Raw genomic sequence first — 25752 nt, forward strand, 5'->3', positions numbered from 1 at the left:
CAGGTCAGTCCACGGGGAACTCGCCGGTGTCGATCGTCAGGTCGAAGGGCGCCGGGAGCGTGATGGGATCACCGAACGTGACGGCGCTGAGGACCCGGTACACCTCGCCCTTCGGCTCCCCGTAGAGGGTCGCGGTGGGGCCACCGGGGGCCCAACGGTCGACGAGGAGGGAGAGCGGAATACCTGTGGTGGCGTACGCGGCGGGCTTGCTCACCCGGTCGTGCCGCGCGTTGGTCCTGGAAGTCACCTCGACGACCAGTTCGGCGACGGCGCCTGGGATGTGGGAGTCCGACTCGGCGCACTCCTGAACGGGGGCCACCAACAGGTCCGGGATGAACATGCCGAGCCGCGACGGCACGGCGATGGCCTGCGTCTGATAAATACCCCAGTCCTCGGGGATCACGGAGTAGAGGCGACGCTGGATGCGGGCCGCGATCACGTTGTGGCGGACTGCGGGAGGGGGTGACACGGTGATGATCCCCTCGATGATCTCCACCTTGCTGCCCTCGGGCCATTCCATCTCCTCCCAGTACCGGACGAGGTCGTCCCAGTTCTGGTCGGGGTCCTGGCTCACGGTGAGTGCGCTCATGGCGGTCTCCTTCGGTGCGTCACCGATCCCAGCATGCCGAACGGGACCGGCGGTGGTCCGCCGGTCCCGTTCACTCGGAAGGGGAGATCCCCTGGTCAGGCGATGCGTTCCAGCACCACCGGGGACGGGGTGAAGGCGGTGCCCGGGGCGGCGATGTCGTAGGAGCCCTCGATGGCGTTCAGGGCGTAGTCGAAGCGCTCCGGGGTGTCGGTGTGCAGGGTGAGCAGGGGCTGGCCCTCGGTCACCGTGTCGCCGGGCTTGGCGTGCATCTCGACGCCCGCTCCCGCCTGCACCGGGTCCTCCTTGCGGGCGCGGCCGGCGCCGAGGCGCCAGGCGGCGATGCCGATGTCGTAGGCGTCGAGGCGGGTGAGGACACCGCTCGACGGGGCCTTGATCACATGCTGCTCGCGGGAGGTGGGCAGCGGGGCGTCCGGGTCGCCGCCCTGGGCCGCGATCATCCGGCGCCACACGTCCATCGCCGTACCGTCGGCCAGCGCCTTCGCCGGGTCGGCGTCCTTCACCCCGGCGGCGTCGAGCATCTCGCGGGCCAGCGCGATCGTCAGCTCGACCACGTCCTTGGGGCCGCCGCCCGCCAGGACCTCGACCGACTCGCGGACCTCCAGGGCGTTGCCCGCGGTGAGGCCGAGCGGGGTGGACATGTCGGTCAGCAGGGCCACGGTCTTCACCCCGTGGTCGGTGCCCAGGCCCACCATGGTGGTCGCCAGCTCGCGGGCGTCCTCCAGGGTCTTCATGAAGGCGCCGGTGCCGACCTTCACGTCCAGGACCAGCGAGCCGGTGCCCTCGGCGATCTTCTTGGACATGATGGAGGAGGCGATCAGCGGGATCGCCTCGACCGTGCCGGTGACGTCGCGGAGCGCGTACAGCTTCTTGTCCGCCGGGGCCAGGCCGTCGCCGGCCGCGCAGATCACGGCGCCCGTGGTGTCCAGGACGTGCAGCATCTCCTCGTTGGAGAGCAGGGCACGCCAGCCCGGGACGGACTCCAGCTTGTCCAGGGTGCCGCCGGTGTGGCCGAGGCCGCGGCCGGACAGCTGCGGGACCGCGGCGCCGCAGGCGGCCACGAGCGGCGCCAGGGGCAGCGTGATCTTGTCGCCGACGCCGCCGGTGGAGTGCTTGTCGGCCGTCGGGCGGGACAGCGAGGAGAAGTCCATGCGCTCGCCGGAGGCGATCATGGCCGCGGTCCAGCGGGCGATCTCACGGCGGTTCATGCCGTTGAGCAGGATCGCCATGGCGAGCGCGGACATCTGCTCGTCGGCGACCTCGCCGCGGGTGTAGGCGTCGATGACCCAGTCGATCTGCTCGTCGGTCAGCTCGCCGCGGTCCCGCTTGGTGCGGATGACGGAGATGGCGTCCATGGCCATGGCGGGTGTCGTTCCTTCCGGGAGGTGCGAAGTGTGCGGCCCCCCTGCGAGCGGGGCAGGGGGGCCGTACGGCATTACGAGGTGAGATGCTCCGGGCCGAAGGCCTGGGGCAGCATCTCGGCCAGCGGGAGGATGCCCGCCGGGGTGTCCAGGAGCAGCTCCGGGCCGCCGAACTCGTAGAGGAGCTGACGGCAGCGGCCGCACGGGACCAGCAGGCCGCCGGTGCCGTCCACGCAGGTGAAGTGCGTCAGGCGGCCGCCGCCGGTGCGCTGGAGGTCGGAGACCAGGCCGCACTCGGCGCACAGGCCGAGGCCGTAGGAGGCGTTCTCCACGTTGCAGCCGGTGACCGTGCGCCCGTCGTCGACCCGAGCCGCCACGCCGACCGGGAAGCCGGAGTAGGGGGCGTACGCGTGGGACATCGCCTCGCGCGCCACCTCCCGCAGCGCCTCCCAGTCGAACCCGGCGTCGGCGCCCGTCACTTGCCCTGGCCCTTCCGGTACCGCATGCCGTCCGCCTTCGGCATCCGCAGGCGCTGCGCCGACAGCGACAGCACGAGCAGGGTGACGACGTACGGGGTGGCGCCGACGAAGTCGCTCGGGACCTCGTCGGTGAGCAGGTACCAGACCAGGACCATGCCGGCCCAGCCGAGGCTGATCAGGCCCTGGAGCACGGCCTTCTGGTACAGCTTCCAGGCGCCCAGGGCCACGAGCAGGACGACCAGCAGGAGCAGCAGGGCGTGCACGGTGGTGCCGCCGTTGCGCAGCTGGAGCGCGTCGGAGTAGCCGAACAGCCCGGCGCCCATCGCGACGCCGCCGGGACGCCAGTTACCGAAGATCATCGCCGCGAGGCCGATGTAGCCGCGGCCGCCGGTCTGGCCCTCCAGGTAGGTGTGCGAGGTGACCAGGGCCAGGAAGGCACCGCCGAGGCCGGCGAGACCGCCGGAGACGGCCACGGCCGCGTACTTGTACGTGTAGACGTTGACGCCGAGCGACTCCGCGGCGATCGGGTTCTCACCGCAGGAGCGCAGCCGCAGTCCGAACGGGGTGCGCCACAGCAGCCACCAGCTGGCGACGAACAGCACCACGGCCAGGATCGTGATCACGGACAGGTTGGTGACCAGGCCGCCGAGGATGCCGGCGAGGTCGGAGACCAGGAACCAGTGGTGCTTCTCCACCGAGGCCAGGGCGTCGGAGAGGCCGGGCACCGTGACCTGCGGCAGCGAGTCGACCGGCGGGGACTGCTTGGGGTTGCCGCCCGCGTCGGCCGCCTTGCCGGTGGTGAAGAAGACCTTGGCGAGGTACTGGGTGATGCCGAGCGCGAGCAGGTTGATCGCGACACCGGAGACGATGTGGTCGACGCCGAAGGTGATGGTGACGACGGCGTGCACCAGACCGCCGAGGACACCGAAGGCGACACCGCAGAGCAGGCCCAGCCAGGGGTTGGTCTGCCAGCCGATCCAGCCGGCGCCGAAGGTGCCGAGGATCATCATGCCCTCGAGGCCGATGTTGACCACGCCGGACCGCTCGGACCACAGACCGGCGAGACCGGCGAGGCCGATCGGCACCGCGAGGCCGACGGCGGCACTGACCTGTCCGGCGGAGTCGAGCTGGTCGGAGCCGGTGATCATACGGACGGCGGCGACGAGCAGCAGGGCACCGGCGATGATCATGAGGAGCTGGCCGAGCGAGCGGCCGGAGCGCTGGGGGGCGTTGCCCGCCTTGGGCGCCGCGGGCGGCGGCGCGTCGGTCATCGTGGCAGTCATCACGCCACCTCCTGATTCTTCGTCGTGGCGGCGGCCATGGCGGCGAGTTCCGCGCCGACCTTCTGCTGCTGGCGCTTGAGGCCGTAGCGTCGTACGACCTCGTAGGCGATCACGACGCAGAGGACGATGACGCCCTGGATGACGCCGAGGATCTCCTTGTCGTAGCCCTGGAACTCCAGGTGGTTCGTGGTGCGCTCCAGGAAGCCCCAGAGCAGGGCGCCGAGCGCGATGCCGACCGGGTTGTTGCGGCCGAGCAGGGCGATGGCGATGCCGGTGAAGCCGATGCCGGCGGGGAAGTCGTTGCTGAAGGCGTGACTGTCGTTGAGCAGGGTCGGCATGCCGATCAGACCGGCCACCGCACCCGAGATGAGCATGCTGGTGAGGACCATCTTCTTCACCGACACACCGCTCGCGGAGGCGGCGCTCTCGGACTGGCCGACCGTGCGCAGGTCGAAGCCGAAGCGGGTGCGGCCGAGCACGAACCAGTAGGCGACACCGACGATGACGGCGAGGAAGATGAAGCCCCACAGCTCACCGGCCGGACCGGTGTTGATGCTGAAGAAGTACGAGGACGTCGGCAGCGGCTTGGTGGAGACGACCGTGCCGCCCTCCTCCAGCCGGGCCAGCTTGCCGGGCTGGAGCAGATAGCCGATGACCGCGGTGGCGATCGCGTTCAGCATGATCGTGGAGATGACCTCGCTGACGCCCCGGGTGACCTTGAGGACACCGGCGATGGCCGCCCACAGGGCGCCGGTCGCCATGGCGCAGATGATGATCAGCGGGATGGCGATCCAGCCGGGCAGGGTCAGCGCGCCGCCGAGCACGGCGGCGAAGAAGGCGGCGATCCGGTACTGGCCGTCGACGCCGATGTTGAACAGGTTCATCCGGAAGCCGATGGCCACCGAGACACCCGCGAGGTAGTACGTCGTCGCCTTGTTGAGGATGTAGACCTGGCTGTCGCTGGCGAAGCCGTAGGTCACCATGTCGTTGAAGGCGGGGCCCGGGTTCTTGCCGGTCGCGAGGATCACCAGGGCGGTGATGACCAGCGCGGCGACGACCGCGAGCACCGGGGCCGCGATGCCGAGGAGCAGCCGCTCCTTGTCGATCCGTGAGGTCAGCTTGTTCATCGCTCGTCGTCCTCTGTGTGCTCCAGGTGGCCGGAGGCCGCACCCGTCATGGCGGAGCCCAGCTCTTCGGGGGTGATGGTGGCGGGGTCGGCGTCGGCGACCAGGCGGCCGCGGTACATCACCCGCAGGGTGTCGGAGAGGCCGATCAGCTCGTCCAGGTCGGCGGAGATCAGCAGCACCGCCAGGCCCTCGCGACGGGCCTCGCGGATGTAGTCCCAGATGGCCGCCTGGGCGCCGACGTCCACACCACGGGTGGGGTGGGCGGCGATGAGCAGCTTGGGGTTGTGGCTCATCTCCCGGCCGACGATCAGCTTCTGCTGGTTGCCGCCGGACAGCGAGCCCGCGGTCACGTCGATACCGGGGGTGCGGACGTCGTACGCCTGCACGATCCGCTCGGTGTCGGCGCGGGCCGCCTTGATGTCCAGCAGGCCGCCGCGCGAGTTGGGCTTCTCGCTGACGTGGCCGAGGATGCGGTTCTCCCACAGCGGCGCCTCGAGCAGCAGGCCGTGCCGGTGGCGGTCCTCGGGGATGTAGCCGATACCGGCCACGCGGCGGGCGCGGGTGTCGATGTGCGAGATGTTGGTGCCGTCGAGGGTGACGACGCCGGTGTCCGGGTGGCGCATGCCCATGATCGCCTCGACCAGTTCGGACTGGCCGTTGCCCTCCACACCGGCGATGCCCAGCACCTCGCCCTTGTGGATGGTGAAGGTGATCTCGTCGAGGATGATCCGCTCGATGCCGTCGAGCCCCGTCTGCGTGAGGTGCAGCCCGGTGACGTCCAGCATCGGGACGTCCGTGACGGTGGACTCCTCGGTCTCCGGGGTGGGCAGCTCGCTGCCGACCATCAGCTCGGCGAGCTGCTTGGGGGTGGTGGCGGACGGTACGGCCGTGCCCACCGTGGTGCCGCGCCGGATGACGGTGATGTCGTCGGCGACCGAGAGCACTTCGCCCAGCTTGTGCGAGATGAAGATGACGGTGAGGCCCTCGGCCTTCAGCTCGCGCAGGTTGGCGAAGAGCGCGTCGACCTCCTGCGGCACCAGCACCGCGGTCGGCTCGTCCAGGATGAGGATCTTGGCGCCGCGGTAGAGGACCTTGAGGATCTCCACGCGCTGGCGGTCGGCGACGCCCAGTTCCTCCACGAGGACGTCGGGGCGGACGTTCAGGCCGTACGCGTCGGAGATCTCCTTGATCTTCGCGCGGGCCTTGCCGCCGATGCCGTACAGCTTCTCCGCGCCGAGGACGACGTTCTCGAGGACGGTGAGGTTGTCGGCGAGCATGAAGTGCTGGTGCACCATGCCGATGCCGCGGGCGATGGCGTCGCCGGGGTTGTGCAGGACGACCTGCTCGCCGTTGACCGTGATGGTGCCCTCGTCCGGCTGCTGCATGCCGTAGAGGATCTTCATCAGGGTCGACTTGCCGGCGCCGTTCTCACCGCACAGGGCGTGGACGGTGCCCGTGCGGACCGTGATGTCGATGTCGCGGTTGGCGACGACGCCGGGGAAACGCTTGGTGATGCCGCGCAGTTCGACGGCAGCGGGAGGGCTGGACGCGTTGATGGCGCACTCTCCTCGGGGAAAGGGGCTGCGTAGGGGAGGGCTGGGCGTCGGCGACGCTAGCGCGGCAACTCCGTGCTACACGCGTAGAGTTGACACATTGTTATGGCTCGGCGAGGGGGTCCCGAAGGCTCCCCCGCGCCGAGCCGAGGTCCGCTGGACGGACCTGATCCGACGGGTCCTCGGACCGCCCGGGCGCTGGGGCCGCGGGCGGGTCCGGGACCCCCGGACCGTCAGATCACGGGGTGGTCTTGACCTTGATCTTGCCGTCGACGATGTCCTTCTTCGCGGCGTCCAGCTTGGGCTGGATGTCCGCGATGAAGCCACCGCTGGCGGCCAGCGAGACGCCGCCCTTGGCCAGCGAGTAGACGTTGTTGCCGGACAGCGGCTTGCCGTCGTGGACGGACTTGATGAAGTCGTAGACGCCGACGTCGACGTTCTTGACCATGGAGGTCAGGATCGAGCTCTTGTACTGCGCCAGACCCGGGATGTTGTACTGGTCCGAGTCCACGCCGATGGCCCAGGCGCCCTTGACGCCGTGCACGGCCTCGATCGCGCCGTTGCCGGAGGAGCCGGCCGCCGTGTAGATCACGTCGGCGCCGCCGTCCAGCATGCCCTGCGCGGCCTCCTTGCCCTTGTCGGGGCTGGAGAAGCCGGAGGTGTCCGAGCCGTGCGACAGGTACTGGGTGTCGACCTTGATCTTCTTGTTGGTGTCGTGGACACCCTGGACGTAACCCGCCTCGAACTTCTTGATCAGCGGGCTGTCGACACCGCCGATGAAGCCGACGTGGTCCTTCTTCGTCTTCAGCGCGGCCGCGACACCGGCGAGGTACGAGCCCTGCTCCTCGGTGAAGGTGATGCTGTTGACGTTGCTGCCGCCGACCACGGCGTCGACCAGACCGAAGGAGGTCTTCGGGTACTTCTTCGCGACCTGCTCGACGGCGGGCGCGTAGGTGTAACCGACGGCGATGATCGGGCTGTAGCCGGCGTCCGCCAGGTCCGTCAGGCGCTGCACACGGTCCGCGGGGGTGTCCGAGGACTTCGCGGTCAGCTCCTTGATCGAGCCGCCGAACTCCTTCTGGGCCTTGTCCGCACCGCGCGCGGCGGAGTCGTTGAAGGACCGGTCACCACGGCCGCCGACGTCGTAGGCGAGACCGATCTTGACACCCTTGCCTCCGCCGGAGGACGGCGAGGTGCCGTTGTTGTCGGACGAGGTGCTGCCACAGGCTGTGGCAGTCAGTGCGAGGGCTGCGGTGGCGAGACACGCAGCGGAAAGCTTGGCTACCCGGCGCACGGGAAGGCTCCTTCACCTGACCTGAGCGCCTTGTCGGCGCTTGATGTGAGCACCATGCCAGTGCTCGGGCCGAGACGCCCCCATCGGCGTCGGCTTCGCGGCATCGTAACGCGCGTAGATGTCAGAAAAACACCCCTCTCGAAGCCGTTATCGATTCGAGGCAAACACTGCCTGAACTCGGGGTCTGTGATCTCTCACGCCGTCGTCGCGCACAGGGCACGAATGGCTTACGAGTGTGTTGCGCCGGACAGCGGAACCTCTCGCTCCGCCTGCCCGGCCTCCGGGAGGCGGCCCGGCAGGTTGATCGAACACCCTTGCAAGCCGCCTCCCGCTTGGCTAGCTTGACCGCGGCGATCTTCGGCTTCTGACCAAAGTCGATCTTTCCGATCGTCCGATCATCCAGATCTTCTGGATCGACCAAGGGGGAACTCTTGAATTTCCGTAAGGCCGTATCCGCCGCTGTCGGCGTGGGTCTCACCGCCAGCACCGCGCTCGTCGTCCTGGCGGCCACGCCCGCCTCCGCCGACTCCACCTGCACCACCTGGACGTCCAAGAACGGTGGCACCGCCTACGGCAAGTGCACCGGCGGCGACACCCGCTTCAGCGTGCACCGCGTCTGGGCCGTGTGCGTAGGCCCGAACGGCCACACCTTCAACATGGAGGGCAACTGGGTCAACACGCGCAAGGGCGAGACCTCCCATGCGACGTGCAGCTCGGACCCGGGACACTCCGGCGTCGGCGTCCTCCGGATGAAGATCGAGACCGACGAGCCGGTCTGATCCCGCCCGGCAGGGCTCTGCCCAGGAGAAGGCCTGTATACGGCAGAAGGCTGTCCGGCATCGCGCCGGGCAGCCTTCTGCCGGTGCCGCTACTGCGGCTCAGTCCTCCATGGGGGACCTGGCGTCCAGGCAGGCCGCCGCCGTGAACATCTCGACGCCGACCACGATCGCGTGCTCGTCGGCGTCGAAGTCGCCCTGGTGCAGATCGCGCACCGTGCGCTCGCCGGGCCGGCGGACGCCGAGCCGGGCCATGGCACCCGGCACATGCTCCTGGTACCAGGAGAAGTCCTCGCCGCCGAGACTCTGCTCGGTGCTCTCGACGGAGTCCCGCCCCCGCCGCGCGGCCATGGCGCGGCGCAGCAGCTCGGTGGAGTCCTTGTCGTTCACCACCGGCGGCACCCCGCGTACATAGGTGATCTCCGTCTTGGCCCGGTGCAGGGTGGCGACCTCGTCGATGGCGGCGTGCACGATGTCCGGGGCCTGCCGCCAGGCCTCCAGGTCCAGGCAGCGCACGGTGCCGGACAGCTCGGCGTGCTGCGGGATCACGTTCGGCGCGTGCCCGGACTCGATCCGGCCCCAGGTCAGCGCCAGCCCCGCCCGGGTGTCGACCCGGCGGGCGATCAGCGCGGGCACGTCCACGGCGACCCGGGCGGCGGCGGTGACCAGGTCGGTGGTCAGATGCGGCCGGGCGGTGTGCCCGCCGGGCCCGTCGAGGGCGATCTCCAGCCGGTCGCAGGCGCTGGTGATGGCCCCGTGCCGCAGCCCGATCTTCCCGGCGTCCACCCGGGGGTCGCAGTGCACGGCGAGAATCCGTCCGACACCGGACAGCACCCCGTCCTCGATGGCGTCGAGGGCACCGCCGGGCATCAGCTCCTCGGCGGACTGGAAGACCAGCCGCACCGGCCGGGGCAGCAGCCCCTTGGCGTGCAGGTCCGCCAGCACCAGCCCGGCCCCGAGCACCACGGTCGTGTGCACGTCGTGTCCGCACGCGTGCGCCCGGTCCGGCACGGTCGACCGGTACGGGCAGTCGGTCTTGGTGTCCGGGATGGGGAGGGCGTCGATGTCGGCCCGCAGCGCCAGCAGCGGCACCGCCGACCGCTCCCCCTCGGCGAGTCCGATGTCGCACACGAGTCCGGTTCCGGCGGACAGGACGCGGGGCCGCAGCCCGGCCTGCTCCAGCCGCTCCTTGATCGCGGCGGTGGTTCGGAACTCCTGGTTGCCCAGCTCGGGGTGCATGTGCAAGTCGCGGCGGAACGCGACGAGTTCGGTGTGCAGGGACTCGCTCAGCACCCCGGGGAGCACATCCCCCGCGAGGCCGGCCTCGGACTCTAGGGACATCAATTGCTTCACCCTCTGAAGGGTAGGACGCCCGGCCGGTCAAGTACCCCTCGATCAACAAAAGTTCAGCCCGTTAGGGGAATAAAATCTGACCGGCGGACGCATGGCGGCGGACACTGGTGGGTAAAACACTTGTTTCCTCCTTCCACGCATACCACGTCACGCCACGATCACGCGCGCCATGTCCACGCACCGGACCCCCCGGACGCGCCCTCCGACGGCGGGCGGGGAGGCGCGGCCGCCGGCCGGACCGGGGCCGGCCGGCCCCTCCTTCTTCATCCAGGCGTCCAGCTTGTCCTGTAGCCGGCCCGGCTCTCGGCCGGCACGAGACGGTTGGCCTCGTCCCGCACGGTAGCGGGTCCAGGCCCGGCCGGACGCCACCAGGTCGCCGTCGGCCTTCAACGCCCGCAGTTCCGGCGCCCACTTGGCGTCCCCGTCCGCGGCGTCCGCCTTCAACTGCTCCCATTCGTCCCAGGAGAATGAGTGTGATCCTCCCCGTTTCCCCCTTGCCGGCAGCCCCGCCGACCGAGCCATGCTCCCCACGGTGCGGGCAAAAAAATCAAGCTGCGGAGGAACTCGCCCCTCATTTACTTTTAGTCCGCTCTTCGAGTGACGCATTATTCCGCATCGCGCGTATGTGAGATGCCACATCTCGACACGGATAATCTGCGACCCCATCCGCACGTCACACGGGAGAAGAAAAAATGTGGAACATGCTCGTCTGGACGGTAATCACATGTACTTCCCTCTGTACCGCGGGGTCCATTTTCGTACGACCCCACCAGTTCCGGATGCGGCAGACCGACACCGTGGAATTGCGGCGGTGGCGTCGCATGGGGGAAGTGCTACAGCGCGAGGTGCGGGCCATGAGTGACGCACCGGGCTGCTCCGACGGCAGGAAATCCTAACAATCCGCCCCAGGGGCTGCGACCAGGGAGAAACAGCCCCTACACTTTGAAAAACCTTTTCTTCTGATCCCGCCGTCGTCATGTACCACCTGCTTTTCCATTTCTCATACAGGATGGGCATAGGGCCGAACGACACCGGGACAAGGTGTTTGTCCGGCTACTTTCTTCACTCCTTTGCCGCACACCCATCGTCGCGTGGTGCCGTTAGTTGCAGCATGACGAAGGCTCTGAGGGTGCGTCCCGTGCGGCTGGGTTCTTATACCTACCTGCCGGCACGCGCCGAAATGCACAGCGCCAAAGGGGTCCTGATGAGGGGCGGCCTCCCTGTCACACTGGAGGCGACCGAGGAGATCCTCCAGGAATTCATGGAGAGAATGAACTCGCTGGAGAGTGACATCTCCCAGCGCTGGGCGGGCGCGGACACCTGGTTCCGTATTTCACCGACGGAATGACATCGCCCATGCAGCACGAGACAACGGGATCGTACCCGGATTTCCCCGCCGACTATGCGGACGACTACTACCACGGCAGGGGGCGGCACCGGTCGCCCACCGAGGATTTCCCGCACCCTCTGGTCCCCCCGGACTCGGGCTGGGACCCCGCGGAAGAACTGGCCTACATGCTCCGGGACACCATGGAGCAGGAGGGCAGGGTCCCGGGCCCGCGCTATGAGGACCACCCCATGGCTCCGGAGCCGAAGACGCCCCGCGAGGCCCTGGTGGAACTCACGGCGGAGCTGCCCCCGGTGAAGGCGGCTCCGCGGGGCCACCGCAAGGACCGCCGGAGACAGCGTCCCGGCAGGATCCGGATCGCCAGCTACCTCATCGCCGCCGCCGCGACCGTCATCGCTTCGGGAGTGAGCATCTTCGGCGGCCTGATCGCCTACGACCCGCTGCGCTTAGTGGCGGCGGCCCGGACGGAGAGCGGCGTGGTCTCCTGGTGGCCTCTGCTGGTGTTCGGCCCCTGGCTGGTGGCGTCGCTGTCCATCCTCCGGGCGGCGCTGCACCAGCGCCGGGCCTTGCACTCCTGGTCCGTCCTGCTGGTGTTCTCCGCCATCGCCATGGCCCTGTGTGTGGCGCAGGCACCGAAGAACATCGTGGACACCGTGGCCGCCGCGCTGCCGAGCCTCGCCTCGCTGGCCTGCTTCCAGCAGGTGGTACGGCAGGTCACCCTGACCAGACCGCCCCGGCGGGCCTTCCCCCGGCACCGGTCCCAGTCTTCCGAGAAGGCGGCCGTGGAAGAAGCGGCGGCGCCCCAGGAGGGCACGCTGTACCCGAGCGGCGACCTGCCACCGGGGGGCTTCGCGGGACCGGTGGGAGAGGTGGGGGCCGCCGGTCCTGCGGCCCATGACCCGCTCTCCGGTCCCCCGCGTCGCTTCGGGTGGCCCGGCGACCGTCCCTGACCGTTCTCACGGCGGCGCCGCCGAGCCGGGGTCCGCTTCCGCCTGGCACAGCTGGAGGTTCCACATCGATGAGCAGTTTCCGTACGCCGGTGCGGGCGGCCGCCGTCCGGCCCGCCCGGGGCCGGACGGTCGGGGGCGGCGCGTGAACACCCTTGTCTCGGCGCCCCCGCTCCTGCCCGACGTCGCCCGGCTCCGGCCCCGCCAGCAGATGGGCATCGACTGCGCCGACTGCGGCCTCCCGCTGGGGTCGAGCGGCCGGGTGCTGGGCGAGGTGCGCTACCGCGGACTGCCGTTCCGGCTCTGGGTCTGCCCGACCGGCTGCGGCACCACCCCGCCCTAGGGTCTTCTTCCGGATCGTGCCGGCGTCGCGGGCCCCGGCACGCACATCCGGAAGAGCGGCCCTGGGGGCCGTCCGTCACGCCGGGGTCACCGCCGTCAGCCGGTGGACGTCGCGGGCGGTGCCGGTCACGCCGGAGAGGAAGCCCTGGGCGCGGGGGGACGCGGAGTCGGTGAGCCAGCTCGGGTCGATGTCGCAGACCGCCACCCGCACCCCCGTGCCGGTCAGCGCCAGCGGGAGGGTGTGGACGACGGTGGAGGGGAAGCTGAGGATCGTACGGCCGATGGGGCCCCTGCGGGCGATCAGTTCCAGCGGCAGGTCCGGGCGGACTATCTCCAGGCCCGTCTCGGCTGCGAGGCGGTGGAGTTTGCCGGTGTTCTCGCGCCGGTGGGCGAAGTAGCGGGTGGCGCCGTGGGTTTTGGCCAGGTGGCGGACGGCTTCGAGGTAGCGGTCGCCGTCCACCACGCCGGTCTCCACCAGCGATGTACCGACCATGTCGGCGCCCTTGGTGATGCGCGGCGGGCCGAAGCGGGCCCGGGTCCAGGCGAAGTCGTTCGCCGTGACCGTCACACCGTCCGGCGTCTGGGTCACCGGCATGGAGGAGAAGACCTCCACCCGGTGCCGGTCGCTCGGGGTGAGGCGGCGCCGGGCCGAGGCGGAGACCGGGGCGAAGAGCAGGTCCCGGGGGCCGCGGCGGCCGCCCTTGCGGTGCCAGCGCACCAGGCGTTCACCGCGGGCGAGCTGGGCGACGAACTCCATCGTCGCGGTGCCGTCGTCCACGACCACCAGGTCGCGGGCGCGGGTGATCGTCAGCAGCAGCTGCACATAGCGGGAGAAGGGGTCCCCCATGACGATGCGGTCGGCGCGGCGCAGCGCACCGGCCAGGCCGCCGATCGTCGCGAACGGGGCCGTCGTACCGCCCCGCGCCTCCTCCCAGCGCACCCGGTACCCCTCGTCCCGGGCCAGGTCGGCCATGCGGCGCAGCTGGCCCCGGGTCATGGGGTCGGTCGGGGACAGGACGACGACCGTGAGTTCCGCGCCGGTGCGTGGCGAGTCGCCGGTCACCGTCCGCCGCACCTGCGTCGGCACGCACGGCAGCGGCGCGGCCGGGCCGGTGCCGTCCGGGTCCGCGCCGTGCAGACCGTGCAGGTGCGCCCACTCCAGTACGTTCAGCAGCTGGACGGGGCTCTCCACGAAGGCGAGCGTGCGGGGAGGGTGGCCGGGGTGACCGGCGCGGGGGCTCATCGGCGTACGACCGTCCCGTCGTAAGGGAATCAGAACGCTCAGACCGCGACCGGCTCGCCGGCCGCGGCCGCGATCTCCGCCTCGGCGACGACACCGGTGACCCGGCGCAGCTTCTTCATCGGGCCCAGCTCGGAGTCGTAGACCTTCTTGACGCCGTCGCCGAGGGAGGCCTCGATGGTGCGGATGTCGCGGACCAGGCGGGTCAGGCCCTGCGGCTCGACGGAGGCGGCCTGGTCGGAGCCCCACATGGCGCGGTCGAGGGTGATGTGGCGCTCCACGAAGGTGGCGCCGAGGGCGACCGCGGCCAGGGTGGTCTGGAGGCCGGTCTCGTGGCCGGAGTAGCCGATCGGGACGTTCGGGTACTCCTTCTCCAGCGTGTTGATCACGCGGAGGTTCAGCTCCTCGGCCTTGGCCGGGTAGGTGGAGGTGGCGTGGCACATGAGGATGTTGTCGCTGCCCAGCACCTCGACCGCGTGGCGGATCTGGCGCGGGGTGGACATGCCGGTGGAGAGGATGACCGTACGGCCGGTGTCGCGCAGGGCGCGCAGCAGCTCGTCGTCCGTGAGGGACGCGGAGGCGACCTTGTGGGCGGGCAGGTCGAACTTCTCCAGGAAGGCGACCGCCTCGGTGTCCCACGGGGACGCGAACCAGTCGATGCCCTTCTCCTTGCAGTACGCGTCGATCTGGCGGTACTCGTCCTCGCCGAACTCCACCCGGTGGCGGTAGTCGATGTAGGTCATCCGGCCCCAGGGGGTGTCGCGCTCGATGTCCCACTGGTCGCGCGGGGTGCAGATCTCCGGGGTGCGCTTCTGGAACTTGACGGCGTCGCAGCCGGCCTCGGCGGCCACGTCGATGAGCTTGAAGGCGTTCTCCAGCTCACCGTTGTGGTTGATGCCGATCTCGCCGCAGATGTAGACGGGGCGGCCGGGGCCGACCTCGCGCGAACCGAACGTGCGCAGACGGGAGTTGCTCATGACTGGGGGTGTCCTTACTCGGGGAGGGAATCGAGAGAGGGGCCGAGGATCCAGCTGGCGATCTCTCGGATCGCGCCGTCACCGCCGGGGACGGTGGTGACCGCGCGTGCGGCGCCGCGTACGACGTCGTGGGCGCTCGCGACCGCCACGGGCCAGCCGACGAGGGCGAAGCACGGGAGGTCGTTGACGTCGTTGCCGACGTAGAGCACGCGCTCCGGCGCGATGCCCTGCTCCTCGCACCACTGCTTGAGGGCGAGGTCCTTGCGGTCGATGCCGTGCAGCACCGGGAGCTTCAGCTTCCGGGCGCGGGCGGCGACCACCGGGTTCTGTTCCGTGGACAGGATCAGCATCTTCAGGCCGCTCTTGCGCAGGGCCGCGATGCCGAGTCCGTCGCCGCGGTGGACGGAGACGAACTCCCGTCCCTCGGAGTCGATCAGCACCCGGTCGTCGGTCTGGGTGCCGTCGAAGTCGAGGACGACGGCGTCGATGTCGTCATAGGTGGGGAGGGCGCCCGGGCGGTCCGCGTCGAAGAGCGGGGCGAGCGCGCGGGCGCGGGCGAGGTCGTGCGGGTCGTCGATCTCCAGGACCCGGGCGGGGTCGGTGCGGACGAGTTCCGTACGGCCGAAGAAGCGGTGCTGGTGCTTGCGGAAGCCGGCCGCGTCCATCGCGTAGGCGGCGCCGGTCTCCAGGAAGTCCTGGGGGCGGTCCTGGCGGCGGGGCCGGAAGGACTTGTCGTGGTTGACGCCGAAGCCGCCCCCGGCCGTCTCGTCGGAGTGGCGCCACACGAAGCCGTGGAAGGGGGCGACGGTGACGGCGGTGTCGGCGCCCTGCTCGGCGACCGCGCCGGCGACGCCGTCGACGTCCTCGCGGACGAGGAAGGGGCTGGTGCACTGGACGAGTACGACGACGTCGACGGCGGCGCCGTGCAGGGCCTCGTGGGCGTCCATCGCGTGCAGTACGGCCGCCTCGGAGGTGGCGGTGTCACCGGCGATGGCGGCGGGGCGCAGTACGACCTCGGCGCCCGCCTCGCGGGCCGCGTTGGCGATGGCCCGGTCGTCGGTGGAGACGACCACGTCCGTGACCAGCCGGGTGGCCAGGCACTCGCGGACCGCGCGGGCGACCAGGGGGACGCCGCCGATGGGGGCCAGGTTCTTGGCGGGCACTCCCTTGGAGCCGCCCCGGGCGGGGATCACCGCGAGGATGCGGCGCACGCCGACTGCTGTCTCGGACACGGTTTCCACTCCTTGGGGGTTCACAGCTCGCCCATGCGGCGGATCACGGGGGCCACGCGCTGCACACCGTGGCGGTAGGCGCCGCGCGCGGCCCGGCGGACGATCTGCCGGACCGGTCCGGGCGCCTTGTCGGCGGCGGGCGCGCCGGGCAGCGGGGCGCCGTCGGGGCCGAGGTGGTGCCGGGCGAGGATGCCGGGCAGATAGCCGGGGGCGGTGCGGGGGGTGTAGTAGGGGGTGAGGGGCGGCAGCCCGCCGGGGCGGTCCAGCAGCTCGGCGATGCGGGCGCGGGCCGTGTCGAAGGCCGTCTCGTAGCCGCCGTCGGCGGCCACGCCCTGCCGGGCCACCCACTCCTCGTCCGGCACCGGCCGGTGTCCGGCGTCGAGCTGGTCCCAGGAGGCGAGGCAGCCGGAGCCGGTGAAGTGGTGGTTGCCGAGCACCTCGCGCACCCCGAGGTCGGTCAGGAGGACCGTGGGGATACGGCGGTGCAGGGCCTCCAGCGCGGCCGTGGAGCTGACCGTCACCAGCAGGTCGGTGCGGTCCAGGACTTCGCCCATGTGGCCGTACACCAGGCGGAAGTTGGCGGGCAGCTCCTTGCCCTGGACCAGCTTCTGGTACGGCAGCTCCTCGATGTGGGTGGTGTGTTCCCCGGGCTTGGAGCGCAGTTTGAGCAGCACCTCGCGCTCGGGGTGGCGGCGGGCGTGCTCGACGAGCCGGTCCAGCAGATAGGTGCGGTCCCGTCGGTTGTCGGGGACGGACGGCTGGGCCGCGAACACCACCGTGTAGGGGTCGTGTTCACCGGTGTACGGCGCTCCGCCGAGGAAGGGCAGCGCGACCTCGGTCACCGCGGAGGCGTCGGCCCCCACCCCCTGGTACACGGCCCGGAACCGGTCCGCGTCATGGCGGGAGTTGGCAAGGACGAGGTCGGCGCCGTGCCGCAGCAGCAGCCCGTCGGCGAGCTTCTCGTAGACGACGCCGACGTATCCGGTGACCACCACCGGACGCGGGCCCGTGCCCCAGGCGTTGCGCAGCCCGTGCAGCATCGCCTGCACACCGCCGCCGACCAGGGCGAGGACGAGGATGTCGTACGGCTCGGCGGTCATCGCACGCAGGAACTCGACGCCGGTGACCTCGCTCAGGGAGTCCGCCCGGACGCCGACTTCCTGAAGCTGGCGGGGGGTCGGTGTGGCGCGCCCCCGCAGGAGGTAGCCGTCGAGCCGGACCCCGGCAGCCGCCGGAGTGAGGCGCTGCGCGGTGAGCGCCCCCCACTTCCACCGGGTGTCGGAGTCCGCGAGAACGGCGACCCGCAGGGACTTCGTTGCACTTGCTGGCACGCCGAAGACGCTAGGAAGGCATTCCGAGGTTCCGCCCAACCGGAATGCAACAAACGGTTAACAGCACACCGCCGAATGGCGAATCGGGCCGGGAACTCCCCCTGAAAAAGCCCGGTTCACAGCTTCGCCACGTGTCGTTCACCCGGTATCAAGCGAAGCGTCAAGACGAATGACGGGCTTCCCCCTAACGTCCCTGACGTGGTCAAGCTCTCCGTCATCGTGCCGTTCTACAACGTGCAGCAATACGCGCCCGACACCCTCACCAGTCTGGGTGCGAACGCGCGTGAGGACTTCGAATTCATTCTCGTCGACGACTGTTCCCGCGACGGGACACCAGAGATTCTCGCGCGCGCGGAGCGCGAGCTGCCGGGGGCCGTGCTGGTCCGGCACGAGAAGAACGGCGGGCTGGCGACCGCGCGCAACACCGGGATCGACCGGGCGCGCGGCGAGTATCTGACCTTCCTGGACGGCGACGACTGGCTCGCCCCCGGCTACTTTCCCCGGCTGGTCGCCGCGATGGACGAGCTGGGCTGCGACTTCCTGCGCACCGACCATGTGCAGTGCACGGCGCGGGCGCGCAGTGTGGTGCGGGTGCCGGTCGGCCGGCGGAACGTGGTGCTGGACCCGCGCGAGGCGATACTGCCCGCCGACCGGTCCACGTCCGTGGACTACCCGTACGCCTGGGCGGGCGTCTACCACCGCCGGCTGCTGGAGCGGGGGCTGCTGCACTTCACCGACGGGCTGCGCACGGCCGAGGACCGGCCGTGGATCTGGAAGCTGCACCGGGAGGCCGAGTCCTTCGCCGTGGTGAGCCTGCTCGGGGTGTTCTACCGGCGCGGGGTCGCGTCCTCGCTCACCCAGATCGGCGATGTGCGGCAACTCGATTTCATTCGGGCGTTCGATCAGGTCATCGCGGAAACCGCCCTGGACCGGGAGGCCGCACGGTTGTTGCCGAAGGCCGTCCGCACCTATTGCGCCATCATTTCCCATCATCTGGGAACCATCGAAAGGTTCGAGCCCGCGGTGGCGAAGAAACTGAAATCCCTGAGTGCCGCCGCGCTGCGGCGCATGCCGCAGGACGTGCTGGACGAGGCACTGGACTCGATGGACATCCAGCGCGCCTCCCGGCTGCGCCGGCTGCGCCGCCGTCCCGCCGCCGCGGGGGCCGCCGCGTGACCACCCAGATCTTCCAGGCGTCGACGCTGTACGGCACGGCCACGCTCGCCGCCGCACTGGATTCCGGCTGCTTCCGCCCGGCCGACCGGCGGATCCTGCTGGTCTGCAACAACGCGGCCGCACCGGAGATCACCCCGGCGCTGGACCGGGCGCCCGGCTTCGAACGGCTGCGGGACCGCTTCGACGACGTCGTCTCGTACAACGCGGCGATCTTCCCCTTCCACCCGGGCGGCTGGGCACCCCGCGCGGACGACCTGCCGCTCTGGGAGCGCTATCTGCGCCACGAGTGGCAACTCGGCTCCGACGACGTGGAGTTGGCGGTCGAGTCGATCCAGGTCAACCCGTCCCTGGCGCTCGCCCAGAGCTTCACCGGCGCCCCGGTCACGGTGTACGCCGACGGACTGATGAGCTACGGCCCGACCCGCAACAAGATCGACCCGCTGGTCGGCACCCGGGTGGACCGGGTGCTGCACCTGGACCTGGTGCCGGGTCTGGAGCCGCTGCTGCTCACCGAGTTCGGGGTGCCCGGCGAGCTGCTGCCGAGCCCGGCCTTCATTAAGGTGCTCGCCGAACTCGCCCAGGAAACCGCGGAGTTGCCGGACATCGACGAACCGGCACTGCTGCTGGGGCAGTACCTGTCCGCGCTGGACATCCTCACCGCCGAGCAGGAGGAGGCGCTGCATGTGCGGATGCTGCGCGGCGCGGTCCGGCTCGGCCACCGGAGGGTGGTGTTCAAGCCGCACCCCTCGGCCCCGGCCCGCTACACCCGCTCCCTGGAGCAGGAGGCGGAGCGGCTGGACGCCGAGCTGACCGTGCTCGACACCCCGGTGCTGGCCGAGGTGCTGTACCAGCGGATGCGTCCCGCGCTGGTCGTCGGCTGCTTCTCCACCGCGCTGCTCACGGCGCAGGCCCTGTACGGCCTTCCGGTCGCCCGGGTCGGCACCGAGCTGCTGCTGGAGGGGCTGACGCCGTACGAGAACAGCAACCGGGTCCCGGTCACCATCGTGGACGCGCTGCTGCCGGAGCTGACCGACGCGGCCGCCGTCACCGAGCAGCGCCGCGGCATGACCGTGGAGGCGCTGAGCGGGCTGGTGCGCGCGGTGGGCTTCGCGATGCAGCCGAAGATCCTGCCGGGGCTGCGCCCGGAGGCCGAGGGCTGGCTGGCCCGGAACCTGGACGCGCACACCGCGCGCTACTTCAAGCGACGGCGTCTGTCCGCACTGGCCCTGCCCGGCGGGGTCCCGGCGCAACTGGCCTTCATCCCCCGCAACGCAACAGTCCGCCGCGTGGCCCGCAAGGCCCGCAGCCTGCGCCGCGGCGCACGCGGTTGACGGCATCCGGGTCGGATGCCGTGCCCGGGCGCCGGGTCGGTTCGCGGCGGGCACGCAGGACGTCCGTGGCAGGCACGCAGGAAGGAAGAATCCGTATATGCCCGCTCCCTCTCCCGGGCTTGCCGCCGAGGCGGGGCCTGTCATACCCCGGCCGGACGGCGGCCGGGTCCTCGCGACGGGTCGCCGGGGCCGGCTGTTCGCCCTGGACGGTCTGCGGCTGGTGGCCGCGCTGCTGGTCTGCTTCTACCACTACGCCGGTCGCGGCGGCACGGTCGCCGGGTCCTGGCACGGGGACCCGCGGCACATCTTCCCCACCCTGTACCGGGTGGCCGTGTACGGCTGCTTCGGGGTGCAGTTCTTCTTCGTCATCAGCGGCTTCGTGATCTGCATGAGCAGCTGGGGCCGCACTCTGGGCGACTTCTTCCGCTCCCGGGTCGCGCGCCTGTACCCCGCCTACTGGGTGGCCCTGGTGCTGGTCACCGGCGCGGCCGCGGCGCTGCCCGTCGTCGTCCACCCGGTGCGGCCGGACGAGTTCCTGGTGAACCTGACGATGCTCCAGCAGCCGATGGGCGCGACCCGGGTCCTCGGCGTGTGCTGGACCCTCTGGGTCGAGGTGCGCTTCTACGTGCTGTTCGCCCTGCTCGTCGTGGTGCGCGGGGTGACCTACCGCCGGGTGGTGCTGTTCGCCTGCGTGTGGACGGCGGCGGCGGTGCTGTGCCACGGCTCCGGCAACGACCTGCTGAACCAGCTGGTCATGCCCGAGTACGCGCCCTACTTCACCGGCGGGCTGGCCCTGTATCTGATCCACCGCTTCGGCAGCGGCCTGCTCGCCTGGGGCATCGTCGCGATGTCCTGGCTGCTGGCGCAGAGCGAGGCCACGCGCGGGCTGTGGGGCCCGCATCCGCACCGCGATCCGTACGTCGTGATGCTCGTCGTCACTCTCGCCTTCGCCGCCGTCGCCGCCGTGGCGCTGGGCTGGACCCAGTGGGCCTCCTGGCGCTGGCTGGTCACGGCGGGCGCGCTGACGTACCCGTTCTACCTGGTCCACGAGCACCTGGGCTGGTTCGTCATCCGGGTGCTGCACCGGGGCCTGGGGCTGCCGCCGTGGCCGACGCTCGCCCTGACGGTGGTGGCCATGCTGGTGCTGGCCTGGCTGATCCACCGGCTGGTGGAGAGGCCGTTCGGGCCGCGGCTGAAGCGGGCGCTGAAACCGTCGCCGGCCCGCGCTCAGCCGATGCCGTAGCGCGCCTCCACTCCCGCGATCACGACCGCCAGTCCTTCCTCGAACTGGCGGTCGTAGTCGTCGAAGAGCACCTTCCCGGCCTCGGCCGCGAGCGGGTAGTCGGCGAGCCGGCGGGCCCGCTCCTCGACGAGGTCGTACCCCTGCCGGGGTTCGTCCGGGCGGGGCCGCATGCCCTGCTCCTCGGTGACGAAGCCGAGGGTGTACAGGTGCGCCGCGCGGGACGCCTGGACGGCCTGGGCCAGGGTGAAGCCCGCACCGGTGAGGAAGCGCAGGTTGGCCTCCAGCTCGGAGGCGTGGTCGGTGCCGGTGAAGCGTGAGCCGCTGAACACCTTGGCGCCGTCGCGGTAGCCGAGCAGTGCGGCGCGCAGTCCGCGGTTGACCTTGCGCAGCCGCTCCTGCCAGGTGTCGTCCGGGTGATGCGCGGTTCCGGCGACCATCCGCCGGTACATCTCCGTCGCCATCTCGTCCAGCAGCGCCTGCTTGTCCTTGAAGTGCCAGTACAGGGCGGGCGCCTTGACGTCCAGCCGCTGGGCGATGGCGCGCAGGGTCAGGCCGTCCAGGCCGACCTCGTTCAGCAGGTGCAGCGCGGTGTCCGCGACCCGGCGGCGGTCCAGGGGGGCGCGTTTCTCGGGGCTCACCCTTGACACTTTAACAGCGTTAAGGGCATCCTTGCGAGCGACGGAACTTAACGACGTTAAGGAGAGCTGGGATGGATGTCGTGATTGTCGGCGCGGGGCCGACCGGTCTCACCCTCGGTATCGACCTGGCGCGGCGCGGAGTGGACGCGCTGGTGCTGGAGCGGGCCGACGGCCTGTTCCCCGGCTCACGCGGCAAGGGCCTCCAGCCGCGCACCCTGGAGGTCTTCGACGACCTGGGCGTGCTGGCCGGGATCCGCGCGGCGGGCGGTCCGGTGCCGCCACGGCTGATCTGGCGGGACGGCGCACCGGCCGACACCAGCCCGATGTTCGACCGGATCGCGCCGGACGAGGGCACGCCGTACCCCGAACCGTGGTCGATCGCGCAGTGGCGGACCCAGGAGGTGCTGTACGCGCGGCTGCTGGAGACGGGCGGGAAGGTCGCCTTCGGCCACGAGGTGACGGGCGTGGAGCAGGACGCGCACGGGGTGCGGGTCGGCCTCGCCGACGGTACGACGCTCGGCGCGCGGTATGTCGTCGCGGCCGACGGCGGCCGCTCGGCCATCCGGCGCGCCGTGGGCGTCGGCATGACCGGGGAGACGGTGGACCCGGCGCCGTTCCTGGTGGCGGACGTGCGGATCGGTGGCCTGGACCGGGAGCACTGGCATGTGTTCCCGAGGGACGAGGGGACCGTCGTCGGCCTGTGCCCGCTGGCCGGCACGGACCGGTTCCAGCTCCAGGCGCGCCTGGCGGAGGACGAGGCGGTGGACCTCTCCCTCGACGGACTGCGCAGGCTGGTCGCCGCCGGCACCCACCTGGACGCCGGGGACCTGGCCGAGGTGCACTGGGCCTCGGAGTTCCGGCCTCGCGCGGCCCTGGCCGACCGCTTCCGGGCGGGCCGGGTCCTGCTGGCCGGCGACGCCGCGCACATCCACTCCCCGGCCGGCGGACAGGGGCTCAACACCAGCGTGCAGGACGCCTACAACCTCGGCTGGAAACTGGGCGCGGTGCTGCGCGACGGGGCGCCGGAGGCACTGCTCGACACCTACGAGGAGGAACGCCGGGCGAACGCGGCCGCGATGCTGGAGCTGTCGACGGGCGTGCACCGCGGAGAGGTGCGCCGGGGCCGGGCCACGGTCCAGCTCGACGTGGGATACCGGACGTCGTCCCTGAGCGCGGAGACCCGCAAGCACCCGACCGGCGTCCAGGCGGGCGACCGTGCCCCCGACGGCACGGTGAACGGCGTCCGCCTCTTCGACACCTTCCGCGGCCCGCACTGGACCCTCCTGGGCGCCCCCGCCCCGCGCCCGGACATCCGCGCACTGCCCGCAGCCCCCGCCGGCTACGGCCCCGGAGTCTTCCTGATCCGCCCGGACGGCCACATCGCCTGGACGGGCGACACGACGGCGGGCCTGGAGTCCTACCTCCCCACGGTCGGCCTCTGACCGGCCGCGGCCGCCCCTACGGGGTACCCGCCCGGATCAGAACGCGTCCGACGGCACATAAGCGCCCCACACCTCGCGGAGCGCGCCGCACACCTCTCCCACCGTCGCCCGTGCGCGCAGGGCTTCCTTCATCGGGTAGAGGACGTTGTCCTCGCCCTCCGCCGCCTTCTTCAGGGCGGCCAGGGCCGAGTCCACCGCGCCCTGGTCCCGCTCCGCGCGGAGCCGGCGCAGCCGCTCGGTCTGCCGGGCCTCGATCGCCGGGTCGACGCGGAGTGGCTCGTACGGCTCCTCCGCGTCCAGCTGGAAGCGGTTGACGCCCACGACCACCCGCTCGCCGGAGTCCGTCTCCTGGGCGATCCGGTAGGCGTTCCGCTCGATCTCGGCCTTCTGGAAGCCCCGCTCGATCGCCGCCACCGCCCCGCCGAACTCCTCCACCCTGCGCATGAGGGCGACGGCCGCCTCCTCCACCTCGTCCGTCATCCGCTCCACCGCGTACGAGCCGGCGAACGGGTCCACCGTCGCCGGTACGTCCGTCTCGTACGCCAGCACCTGCTGCGTCCGCAGCGCCAGCCGGGCCGACTTGTCGGTCGGCAGCGCGATGGCCTCGTCGAAGGAGTTGGTGTGCAGGGACTGGGTGCCGCCGAACACCGCCGCGAGGGCCTGTACGGCGACCCGGACCAGGTTCACCTCCGGCTGCTGGGCGGTCAGCTGCACCCCGGCCGTCTGGGTGTGGAAGCGCAGCATCAGCGACTTCGGGTTCCGCGCGCCGAACTCCTCCCGCATCACCCGCGCCCAGATCCGCCGCGCCGCGCGGAACTTCGCGACCTCCTCCAGCAGCGTCGTACGGGCCACGAAGAAGAAGGACAGGCGGGGGGCGAAGTCGTCGACGTCCATCCCGGCCGCGACCGCCGTCCGCACGTACTCGATGCCGTCGGCGAGCGTGAAGGCGATCTCCTGCACGGGCGAGGCGCCCGCCTCGGCCATGTGGTAGCCGGAGATCGAGATCGTGTTCCACTTCGGGATCTCGGCGGTGCAGTAGCGGAAGATGTCCGCGGTCAGCCGCAGGGACGGCTTCGGCGGGAAGATGTACGTCCCGCGCGCGATGTACTCCTTCAGGACGTCGTTCTGGATCGTCCCCGTCAGCCGGTCCGCCGGGACGCCCTGCTCCTCCGCCACCAGCTGGTAGAGCAGGAGCAGCAGGGCCGCCGGGGCGTTGATCGTCATCGACGTCGAGACCTGGCCCAGCGGGATGCCGTCGAAGAGGACGCGCATGTCCTCGATCGAGTCGATCGCCACGCCGACCTTGCCGACCTCGCCGTGCGCGAGGGGCGCGTCGGAGTCATGGCCCATCTGGGTGGGCAGGTCGAAGGCGACCGACAGCCCGGTCGTGCCGTGCTCGATCAGCTGCCGGTAGCGGGCGTTGGACTCGGCCGCGGTGCCGAAACCGGCGTACTGGCGCATGGTCCAGGGGCGGCCGGTGTACATCGTCGGGTACACGCCCCGGGTGAAGGGGTAGCCGCCCGGTTCGCCCAGACTGACGGCCGGGTCCCAGCCGTCCAGCGCCGACGGGCCGTAGACCGGCTCGATCGGCAGCCCCGACTCCGACTCACGCGCCATGGATGCCTCGCCTCCGCGGTACGGCAGTACGTCCGTCACTTCTCACCATGCCCGCTCGTTCGGCGGCGGTCACGCGGGGAAGCATCCTCGGCATGAAGCTGCCGGGCGGCCCCGCCGCCGTACGAGCCCGTGCCGTCACCCTCACCGCCCTCACCGCCCTCACCGCTCTCGTCGGCTGCACCGTCCAGCCCGCGGGCACCGACGGCAGACCCGGCGGACCGGTACCCGCCCGGACCCGGTCCCAGGCCCCGCCCGGCGCGCGGGCGGAGACGCCGTCCCCCGCCGTGCTGTGGCGGCGCGGCGACAGCGGGCCGGGCGTGCGCGAGCTCCAGGCGCGGCTGCGCCAGCTGGACTGGCTGTTCGACGGGCCGACGGGGTCGTACGACGATCTGACCGAGCGGGCGGTCAGCGGCTTCCAGGGCAAGCGGGGGCTGCCGCGGACCGGCATGACGGACACCGCGACCTGGCGGCGGCTGCTGGCGATGACGCATGCGCCGGGGAAGTGGGAGCTGTACCTGATGGGCGGCCAGCCGGCCGCGGCGCCCGACCCGCGCTGTCTGACCGGGCGGGTGCTGTGCATCAGCAAGACCAGCCGGACGCTGCGCTGGATGATCGACGGGCGGACCGTGTCGACCATGGCCGTGCGCTTCGGCGTGCAGTACACCCCGACCCGCGAGGGTGTGTTCCACATCTACTGGAAGTCACGCAACCATGTGTCGACGCTCTATCACTCGCCGATGCCGTACGCGATGTTCTTCAGCGGGGGCGAGGCGGTGCACTACTCGTACGACTTCGCGGCGCGCGGTTACGCGGGCGGCTCGCACGGCTGCGTGAACGTCCGGGACGAGACGGCGATCGCCCGGCTCTTCGCGCAGGTGCGGGTGGGCGACAAGGTCGTCGTCTCCTGGTGAGGGATTCGGGGCGCGGGGGGGGACGGGGGGAAGTGTTCCCCCCCCCCCCCGCCCCCCAACACCGGATACCGGGGGGACCCCCGCCCCCTTCTCCAGCCCACTCCCCACCCGCTCCCCCCCTCCCTCATCCCCAAACCCCAAAAA

General features: G+C 71.0%; 24 protein-coding genes. 9 read left to right on the plus strand and 15 right to left on the minus strand.

The window, feature by feature from the left end; genetic code table 11:
• Nucleotides 1-4 precede the first annotated feature (4 nt).
• The 7 genes from ACZ5CZ_RS37435 to ACZ5CZ_RS37465 all read right to left on the minus strand — a co-directional run bounded on the left by ACZ5CZ_RS37435 (nucleotide 5) and on the right by ACZ5CZ_RS37465 (nucleotide 7704).
• Complete coding sequence (locus tag ACZ5CZ_RS37435) at nucleotides 5-589, minus strand: Uma2 family endonuclease (protein ID WP_468949253.1); 585 nt, start codon at nucleotides 587-589, stop codon at nucleotides 5-7.
• A gap of 95 nt (nucleotides 590-684) precedes the next feature.
• On the minus strand, nucleotides 685-1962 hold the full coding sequence (locus ACZ5CZ_RS37440; RefSeq protein ID WP_385843574.1) for a thymidine phosphorylase: 1278 nt from the start codon (nucleotides 1960-1962) through the stop codon (nucleotides 685-687).
• Between the two features lie 80 nt (nucleotides 1963-2042).
• Entirely contained in the window at nucleotides 2043-2447 is a 405-nt protein-coding gene (locus ACZ5CZ_RS37445) for a cytidine deaminase (RefSeq protein ID WP_385843540.1), read from the minus strand.
• Entirely contained in the window at nucleotides 2444-3730 is a 1287-nt protein-coding gene (locus ACZ5CZ_RS37450) for an ABC transporter permease (protein ID WP_385843539.1), read from the minus strand. Before ACZ5CZ_RS37450 ends, ACZ5CZ_RS37445 begins: the two co-directional genes overlap by 4 nt.
• A complete protein-coding gene (locus tag ACZ5CZ_RS37455) occupies nucleotides 3730-4857 on the minus strand; it encodes an ABC transporter permease (RefSeq protein WP_385843538.1) in 1128 nt (375 codons plus the stop codon). Before ACZ5CZ_RS37455 ends, ACZ5CZ_RS37450 begins: the two co-directional genes overlap by 1 nt.
• Nucleotides 4854-6380 carry an ABC transporter ATP-binding protein gene (locus ACZ5CZ_RS37460; RefSeq protein WP_385843573.1) on the minus strand — a complete coding sequence of 509 codons (1527 nt, stop codon included), beginning with the start codon at nucleotides 6378-6380 and terminating at the stop codon, nucleotides 4854-4856. The genes ACZ5CZ_RS37455 and ACZ5CZ_RS37460 overlap by 4 nt, the downstream gene beginning before the upstream one ends.
• Before the next feature lie 268 nt (nucleotides 6381-6648).
• A complete protein-coding gene (locus tag ACZ5CZ_RS37465) occupies nucleotides 6649-7704 on the minus strand; it encodes a BMP family lipoprotein (protein ID WP_385843537.1) in 1056 nt (351 codons plus the stop codon).
• Between the two features lie 467 nt (nucleotides 7705-8171).
• Between ACZ5CZ_RS37465 and ACZ5CZ_RS37470 the strand changes: the two genes are divergently transcribed.
• Entirely contained in the window at nucleotides 8172-8483 is a 312-nt protein-coding gene (locus tag ACZ5CZ_RS37470) for a hypothetical protein (RefSeq protein ID WP_385843535.1), read from the plus strand.
• Between the two features lie 99 nt (nucleotides 8484-8582).
• Here ACZ5CZ_RS37470 and ACZ5CZ_RS37475 read toward each other — a convergent pair whose 3' ends face one another.
• Both ACZ5CZ_RS37475 and ACZ5CZ_RS37480 read right to left on the minus strand, forming a co-directional pair.
• Nucleotides 8583-9821 carry an amidohydrolase gene (locus ACZ5CZ_RS37475; protein WP_385843534.1) on the minus strand — a complete coding sequence of 413 codons (1239 nt, stop codon included), beginning with the start codon at nucleotides 9819-9821 and terminating at the stop codon, nucleotides 8583-8585.
• 159 nt (nucleotides 9822-9980) lie between these two features.
• The gene (locus ACZ5CZ_RS37480) at nucleotides 9981-10277 is read right to left on the minus strand and encodes a hypothetical protein (protein WP_468949257.1); all 297 of its coding nucleotides are present in this window, start codon (nucleotides 10275-10277) and stop codon (nucleotides 9981-9983) included.
• Between the two features lie 667 nt (nucleotides 10278-10944).
• Between ACZ5CZ_RS37480 and ACZ5CZ_RS37485 the strand changes: the two genes are divergently transcribed.
• The 3 genes from ACZ5CZ_RS37485 to ACZ5CZ_RS37495 all read left to right on the plus strand — a co-directional run bounded on the left by ACZ5CZ_RS37485 (nucleotide 10945) and on the right by ACZ5CZ_RS37495 (nucleotide 12471).
• On the plus strand, nucleotides 10945-11181 hold the full coding sequence (locus tag ACZ5CZ_RS37485) for a hypothetical protein (protein WP_468949259.1): 237 nt from the start codon (nucleotides 10945-10947) through the stop codon (nucleotides 11179-11181).
• A gap of 8 nt (nucleotides 11182-11189) precedes the next feature.
• A complete protein-coding gene (locus tag ACZ5CZ_RS37490) occupies nucleotides 11190-12131 on the plus strand; it encodes a DUF2637 domain-containing protein (protein WP_468949261.1) in 942 nt (313 codons plus the stop codon).
• Between the two features lie 142 nt (nucleotides 12132-12273).
• Complete coding sequence (locus ACZ5CZ_RS37495) at nucleotides 12274-12471, plus strand: hypothetical protein (protein ID WP_385843529.1); 198 nt, start codon at nucleotides 12274-12276, stop codon at nucleotides 12469-12471.
• Nucleotides 12472-12546: 75 nt separating this feature from the next.
• Here ACZ5CZ_RS37495 and ACZ5CZ_RS37500 read toward each other — a convergent pair whose 3' ends face one another.
• Genes ACZ5CZ_RS37500 through ACZ5CZ_RS37515 form a run of 4 tightly spaced genes read right to left on the minus strand, consistent with a single transcriptional unit; the run spans nucleotide 12547 to nucleotide 17250 of the window.
• On the minus strand, nucleotides 12547-13713 hold the full coding sequence (locus ACZ5CZ_RS37500) for a hypothetical protein (protein WP_385843527.1): 1167 nt from the start codon (nucleotides 13711-13713) through the stop codon (nucleotides 12547-12549).
• 38 nt (nucleotides 13714-13751) lie between these two features.
• Nucleotides 13752-14687, minus strand: coding sequence for an N-acetylneuraminate synthase family protein (locus ACZ5CZ_RS37505; RefSeq protein WP_450788506.1), 936 nt, complete (start codon nucleotides 14685-14687; stop codon nucleotides 13752-13754).
• A gap of 14 nt (nucleotides 14688-14701) precedes the next feature.
• On the minus strand, nucleotides 14702-15919 hold the full coding sequence (locus ACZ5CZ_RS37510) for a cytidylyltransferase domain-containing protein (RefSeq protein ID WP_468949264.1): 1218 nt from the start codon (nucleotides 15917-15919) through the stop codon (nucleotides 14702-14704).
• Nucleotides 15920-15939: 20 nt separating this feature from the next.
• Entirely contained in the window at nucleotides 15940-17250 is a 1311-nt protein-coding gene (locus ACZ5CZ_RS37515) for a DUF6716 putative glycosyltransferase (protein WP_468949266.1), read from the minus strand.
• Nucleotides 17251-17448: 198 nt separating this feature from the next.
• Between ACZ5CZ_RS37515 and ACZ5CZ_RS37520 the strand changes: the two genes are divergently transcribed.
• From ACZ5CZ_RS37520 to ACZ5CZ_RS37530, 3 genes are all read left to right on the plus strand, one after another.
• Nucleotides 17449-18426 carry a glycosyltransferase family 2 protein gene (locus ACZ5CZ_RS37520; RefSeq protein ID WP_385843521.1) on the plus strand — a complete coding sequence of 326 codons (978 nt, stop codon included), beginning with the start codon at nucleotides 17449-17451 and terminating at the stop codon, nucleotides 18424-18426.
• The gene (locus tag ACZ5CZ_RS37525; RefSeq protein WP_468949268.1) at nucleotides 18423-19757 is read left to right on the plus strand and encodes an alpha-2,8-polysialyltransferase family protein; all 1335 of its coding nucleotides are present in this window, start codon (nucleotides 18423-18425) and stop codon (nucleotides 19755-19757) included. Before ACZ5CZ_RS37520 ends, ACZ5CZ_RS37525 begins: the two co-directional genes overlap by 4 nt.
• A 97-nt stretch (nucleotides 19758-19854) precedes the next feature.
• The gene (locus tag ACZ5CZ_RS37530) at nucleotides 19855-21000 is read left to right on the plus strand and encodes an acyltransferase family protein (protein WP_468949270.1); all 1146 of its coding nucleotides are present in this window, start codon (nucleotides 19855-19857) and stop codon (nucleotides 20998-21000) included.
• On the opposite strand, the gene ACZ5CZ_RS37535 is transcribed toward ACZ5CZ_RS37530, so the two are convergent.
• Complete coding sequence (locus tag ACZ5CZ_RS37535) at nucleotides 20985-21638, minus strand: TetR/AcrR family transcriptional regulator C-terminal domain-containing protein (RefSeq protein WP_468949272.1); 654 nt, start codon at nucleotides 21636-21638, stop codon at nucleotides 20985-20987. The genes ACZ5CZ_RS37530 and ACZ5CZ_RS37535 overlap by 16 nt on opposite strands.
• 71 nt (nucleotides 21639-21709) lie before the next feature.
• On the opposite strand from ACZ5CZ_RS37535, the gene ACZ5CZ_RS37540 reads away from it, so the two are divergent.
• A complete protein-coding gene (locus ACZ5CZ_RS37540) occupies nucleotides 21710-23080 on the plus strand; it encodes an FAD-dependent monooxygenase (RefSeq protein ID WP_468949274.1) in 1371 nt (456 codons plus the stop codon).
• A 36-nt stretch (nucleotides 23081-23116) separates the two neighbouring features.
• Here the strand turns inward: ACZ5CZ_RS37540 and ACZ5CZ_RS37545 are convergent, their stop codons facing one another.
• Nucleotides 23117-24697, minus strand: a complete 1581-nt coding sequence (locus ACZ5CZ_RS37545) for an acyl-CoA mutase large subunit family protein (RefSeq protein ID WP_385843513.1) — start codon at nucleotides 24695-24697, stop codon at nucleotides 23117-23119.
• 92 nt (nucleotides 24698-24789) lie between these two features.
• Here ACZ5CZ_RS37545 and ACZ5CZ_RS37550 point away from each other — a divergent pair, with 92 nt between their 5' ends.
• Nucleotides 24790-25608 (plus strand): L,D-transpeptidase family protein, encoded by an 819-nt coding sequence (locus ACZ5CZ_RS37550; RefSeq protein WP_468949279.1) that lies wholly within the window; start codon nucleotides 24790-24792, stop codon nucleotides 25606-25608.
• The last annotated feature ends 144 nt before the right edge of the window (nucleotides 25609-25752 follow it).

The organism is Streptomyces sp. NPDC031418 (genome assembly GCF_055581605.1).